At 76.5% G+C, this 5,076-nt stretch carries 4 protein-coding genes and 1 pseudogene; all 5 read left to right on the forward strand.

Annotation, left to right across the window (positions count from 1 at the left end; translation table 11 throughout):
* Positions 1 to 198: 198 nt before the first annotated feature.
* Complete coding sequence (locus ACFV4G_RS31155) at positions 199 to 495, forward strand: DUF503 domain-containing protein (protein WP_359972107.1); 297 nt, start codon at positions 199 to 201, stop codon at positions 493 to 495.
* Positions 496 to 648: 153 nt separating this feature from the next.
* On the forward strand, positions 649 to 1,092 hold the full coding sequence (gene rbfA / locus ACFV4G_RS31160) for a 30S ribosome-binding factor RbfA (RefSeq protein ID WP_380445463.1): 444 nt from the start codon (positions 649 to 651) through the stop codon (positions 1,090 to 1,092).
* Between the two features lie 2 nt (positions 1,093 to 1,094).
* Positions 1,095 to 2,243, forward strand: coding sequence for a bifunctional oligoribonuclease/PAP phosphatase NrnA (locus ACFV4G_RS31165; RefSeq protein ID WP_380445464.1), 1,149 nt, complete (start codon positions 1,095 to 1,097; stop codon positions 2,241 to 2,243).
* 50 nt (positions 2,244 to 2,293) lie between these two features.
* Positions 2,294 to 3,223 carry a tRNA pseudouridine(55) synthase TruB gene (gene truB / locus ACFV4G_RS31170; RefSeq protein ID WP_380445465.1) on the forward strand — a complete coding sequence of 310 codons (930 nt, stop codon included), beginning with the start codon at positions 2,294 to 2,296 and terminating at the stop codon, positions 3,221 to 3,223.
* Between the two features lie 178 nt (positions 3,224 to 3,401).
* Positions 3,402 to 5,076: pseudogene (locus tag ACFV4G_RS31175) on the forward strand (hypothetical protein); the annotation flags it as partial.

The following is a 5,076-nucleotide window of genomic DNA, read 5'->3' on the forward strand; positions in this document are numbered from 1 at the left end:
GCCTCCCCCGCGCTTCTCAGGGCGCGGCCCGGCGCGCGGTCGCGCGGGGGGTGTGGGGGGGGGGCGCGGTCGGTGCCCCCCCCCCCCCCCCCGGCCCCGGTCTCGCTGTGTAGGGTCCGGGGTAGTCAACAGACGCGGTGTCGGCCCGAGTCCGGGCCGTCCCCCCGAGGCCTTCCAGGTCGGCGAGACCTGTCACACATGTTCGTGGGAACACTCACCTTCGACCTGCTGCTGGGCGACGTCCACTCGCTCAAGGAGAAGCGTTCGATCGTGCGGCCCATCGTGGCCGAACTGCAGCGCAAGTACAGCGTGTGCGCTGCCGAGACCGGGAACCAGGATCTGCACCGCCGGGCCGAGATCGGTCTGGCGGTGGTGTCCGGCGAAGCCGGGTACGTCACCGAGATCCTGGACAGCTGTGAGCGGTTGGTCGCCGGCCGCCCCGAGGTGCAGCTCCTCGCCGCGAGGAGGCGCTACCACAACGACGACGACGAATGACCCCTGTGGAGCGCGCCGGCGGAAGTCGCCGTTCTCACACAGATCAGGACCCAGAGCGCCCGCAAGGCCGGGCGCGGGCCGGTACTTTGGGGCGTGGGCCCCGACGGGCAGGCAGCTCGCCCGGGTACCGGGCCCATTGCACGAGGAGGCAACGTGACCGACACCGCAAGGGCGCGCAAGCTCGCCGACCGCATCCAGGTGGTCGTCGCCCAGACCCTGGAGCGGCGGATCAAGGACCCGAGGCTCGGGTTCGTGACCATCACCGACACCCGGGTGACCGGGGACCTGCGCGAGGCCACCGTCTTCTACACCGTCTTCGGTGACGACACCGAGCGCGAGGCCACCGCGGCCGCGCTGGAGAGCGCCAAGGGCGTGCTCCGCTCGGAGGTCGGCAAGCAGACCGGGGTGCGCTTCACCCCGTCGCTGACCTTCGTCGCGGACGCCCTGCCGGAGAACGCCCGGAACATCGACGACCTGCTCGACCGGGCCCGCAGCTCCGACGCGGCCGTGCGCACGCAGGCCGCGGGCGCGACCTACGCCGGCGACGCGGACCCGTACAAGGTCCCGGCGTCCGAGCGTGACGACGAGGACGAGTAGTCATGACGGGTGAGCCGGCGCAGGCCGGTTCGGCGGCCGGTTCGACCACGGGGGCGTCCTCCACCAGCGCGGTGGAGGGTGCCCTCGCGGTGCTTCCGGGGTCGGCGCTCGCGGGCTCCGCGCTCCAGGGGCCGGTGCTCCCCGGGCCGCGGGCCGAGGAGAGCGGCTTCGAGCTGGTCTGGCAGGCCGTGGTGGCCGAGATCGGGCGGGCCCGCACGATCGACCTGATCTGCCACATCTGCCCGGACGGCGACGCCCTGGGCTCCGCCCTGGCGGCGGGACTGGCGCTGCGCGGGCTCGGTCACGACGTGCGGGTCTCCTTCGGCGACGATCCGCAGGTGGTGCCCGAGTCGCTCGCGTTCCTGCCCGGCCAGGAGCTGATCGTGCCGGCCGCCGAGGTGCCGGACACCCCCGAGCTGGTGCTCTGCTTCGACGTGGCCGCCGAGAGCCGGCTGGGCCTGCTGCACGCCAAGGCCTTCGCCGCGCCCGTGCTGGTGGTCCTCGATCACCACGCCTCCAACCCGGGCTTCGGCACCCACCAGCTGATCGACCCGACCGCGCCGGCCACCGCCGTGCTGGTCGACGAACTGCTGCGGCGGCTCGGCGTCGAGCTCGACCAGGACCTGGCCGCCTGCCTCTACACCGGCGTCGCCACCGACACCGGCTCGTTCAAGTACCGGGCCACCACGCCCGCCACCCACGAACTCGCCGGGCGGCTGCTGGCCACCGGCATCCGGCACGACCTGATCTCCCGGCAGCTGTGGGACACCTCCTCCTTCGGCTACCTCAAGGTGCTCGCGGGCGCCCTCGACCGGGCGGTCTACGAGCCGGACGCCGCGGGCGGACTGGGACTCGTGTGGACCTGGGTGCCCTACCAGGACCTCGTGCTGTTCAGCGTCACGATCGAGGAGATCGAGGGGCTCATCGACATCCTGCGCCGCCCCGCCGAGGCCGAGGTGGCGCTGGTGCTCAAGCAGGACCCGGACGGGACGCTGCGCGGCTCCTCGCGCTCCAAGGGCGCCGTGGACGTCGCCGCGGCCTGCGCCGAACTCGGTGGCGGGGGGCACGTCTACGCGGCCGGGTTCAGCGCCCGGGCGGACGTGGCCGCCGTGGTCGGGCGGTTCCGGGACGCCCTGCGGCCGATGCGCTGAACGTCCCGCGTGTGATCATGCTGTGACCGTTGTTTGAGAGAAAGAACCCGATGAAGCGCAAAGGCACCGGCCCCGACGGCCTGGTGATCGTCGACAAGCCGGAGGGCATCACCTCGCACGGGGTGGTCGCCAAGCTGCGGTGGCTGGCCGGGACGCGGAAGGTCGGCCACGCCGGCACGCTCGACCCGATGGCCACCGGCGTGCTGGTGATCGGGGTCGAGCGGGCCACCCGGCTGCTCGGCCACCTGATGCTCACCGCCAAGACGTACGAGGCGACGATCCGCCTCGGCCAGACCACGATCACCGACGACCGGGAGGGCGAGGTCACCTCCTCCACCCCGGCGGACGGGGTGGAGCGGGCGGCGATCGACACCGGGATCGCGGCGCTGACCGGCGAGATCATGCAGGTGCCGTCCAAGGTCAGCGCGATCAAGATCGACGGCAAGCGGTCGTACGCGCGCGTGCGCGAGGGCGAGGAGTTCGAGCTCGCGGCCCGGCCGACGACGATCCACTCCTTCACCGTGCACGACCAGCGCGCCGCGGTCGCCGAGGACGGCACGCCGGTGATCGACCTGGACGTGACCGTCGAGTGCTCCTCCGGCACCTACATCCGGGCGCTGGCCCGGGACCTCGGCGCCGGGCTCGGCGTCGGCGGGCACCTGACCGCGCTGCGGCGCACCAGGGTGGGGCCGTACTCGGTGGAGTCGGCACGGACCCTGGAGCAGCTGGAGGCCGCGGTCACCGGCGAGGCCGCCGCGGGGCTGGAGGTCATGCCGATCGCGGACGCGGCGGCGGCCGCCTTCCCGCGCTGGGACCTCGACGCCCCGCAGGCCGAGAAGCTGTCGCACGGCGCCCGGCTCAAGGCCCCCGGCATGGGCGTGGACGGGCCGATCGCCGTGTTCGGGCCGGACGGGCGCTTCCTCGCGCTGGTCGAGGAGCAGGGCGGGCAGGCGAAGCCCGTGGCGGTGTTCGTCGGCTGACGCCCCCCTTCTCGAACCGAAACCCCCGTCGGAGCCTTCCGGCGGGGGTTCATTCGTCCGTGGGAGCGCGCGAGGTGAAAGCCGGTGGTGAGCGGCGCGTGGGCGGTCGGGCCGTCCCCGGGACGGGCAGGTCTCCGGGCGTCGGACGAGGGACGCTTTCACGGGGGAGGACAGGCGCATGCCGGGATTCCTGGACGGCGACACGGCGGGCGATCCGGGGCGGTACCTGCTGCGGATCCGCGACCTCAACGGGCGGCTGCACGGCTTAGGGTTCGTCGCCGACCCGCAGGGCACCGTGCTGACCTCCCACGAGTGCGTCGCGGGCCTGGACCGGGTGGTGCTGCACACCCCCGGCGGGCAGACCCGGGTGCTCGGCCCGGACAGCGTGCTGCCGCTGCCGGGGCACGGGCTGGCGCTGCTGCGCACCGACGCGGTCGGCGGCCTGCCGGTGCCGCCGCTGCCGGTCGCCGCCGCGGGGGCCGGGTGCCAGGTGCTGCTGCCCGCGCTCGCCGGCGAGGACGGACGGGTGGTGGGGCTGCGCTGCGGCGTGCTCGGGGTGACGGGCGCGGGGTACGCGGCGCCGGACCGCGTCCACCTGCTGCGCGGGGTGCTGCTGCTCGACGTCCCCGTGGTCGGGGGCGTCGCCGTGCCGGCCGGGTCGCCGGTGCTGGACGCCCGCAGCGGCGCGGTGGTCGGGCTCGCCGCGCCCGCGCTGGGCGGTCCGTGGCACGGCGGCGCGCTGCCGGCGGTGCCGGCCGCCGGCGGGGTGGCGCCCGCGCCGGAGCTGGCCGGGCTGACGGCGCGCAACGCGGCGGCGGTGCCCGCGTACGGGCCCGCGCTCAACCTCGCCGGGGTGCTACGGCTGGCCGGCGTCCAGCTGGGCTCCGCCGGGGCCGGTCCCGGCCGGGTGGCCGGGCTCGCCGCCGACCGGGTCGACCGGCCGGACGGCCTCGCCGGGGACGCGCCGGCGGCCACCGTCACCGTCCTCGTCGGCGCGCCGGGCAGCGGTCGCAGCACCGAGCTCGCCGCCCTCGCCGTGCGCCGCACCGACGGCGCCCGCCCGCTGCCCACGCTCTGGCTGCGCGGCGCGGACCTGCGGGCCGGGGACCGGTCGCTCGCCGAGCCGCTGGAGCGGGCGCTGGCCGGGGCGGCGGCCGAACTGGGCGTCGCGGCGCCCGCGCCGGAGCCCGTCGCAGCCCTGTGCGCGGCGGCGGGGCGGCCGCTGCTGGTCGTCCTGGACGGGCCGGAGGAGGCCCCCGTGGCGCCGGGCGCGGCCTGGCTGCGGGCCGCGGGGGAGTGGCTGACGGGCTGCGGGGCCCGGCTGCTGGCGGCATGCGGGGAGGAGAACTGGGAGACCCCGGCCGCGGGGGAGTGGAGCGAGCCGGGCGACGACGGCCCCGCCGACGACCGGCACCGCGATGAAGCGCACCAGGAGGCCGCGAACGGCGACCTGGCCAGCGCCCCGACCGTACGGGTGGTCCGCCCGGCGCCGCCCAGCCTCGCCGTGCACCGCCTCGGGCCGCTGCCGGCCGAGGCGGCGGAGCGCGTCCGGCGCCGGTACGGGCTGCCGCCGGGCCGGCCGGGCGCCGCCGACGCGCGGCACCCGCTGGCGGTGCGGCTGGCCGGCGAGCTGTGGGCGCTGGAGCTGGCGGGGGAGCCCGCGGACCGGGGCGAACTGTTCGGCGCGTACCTCGACCTGCGCTGCCTGCGGGTGGCGCAGCAGCTGGCGCTGTGGCCGGCCGGCGAGGGCCGGACGCGCCGCCCCGGGGCGCACCGCAAGGGCGCGGTGCGCCCGGCCGGGCCGGGCGCCGGGGGGGGGCGGCGGACGGCCGCGGCGGTGGCCGGGCGGGTGC

This window comes from Kitasatospora sp. NPDC059747 (assembly GCF_042732955.1).
Classification (GTDB): domain Bacteria; phylum Actinomycetota; class Actinomycetes; order Streptomycetales; family Streptomycetaceae; genus Kitasatospora.

Excerpts from the sequence above, each read along its gene's own strand:
- ACFV4G_RS31155 (WP_359972107.1), top strand. The coding sequence starts at position 199 with ATGTTCGTGGGAACACTCACCTTCGACCTGCTGCTGGGCGACGTCCAC.
- ACFV4G_RS31165 (WP_380445464.1), top strand. The coding sequence starts at position 1,095 with ATGACGGGTGAGCCGGCGCAGGCCGGTTCGGCGGCCGGTTCGACCACG.
- truB (WP_380445465.1), top strand. The coding sequence starts at position 2,294 with ATGAAGCGCAAAGGCACCGGCCCCGACGGCCTGGTGATCGTCGACAAG.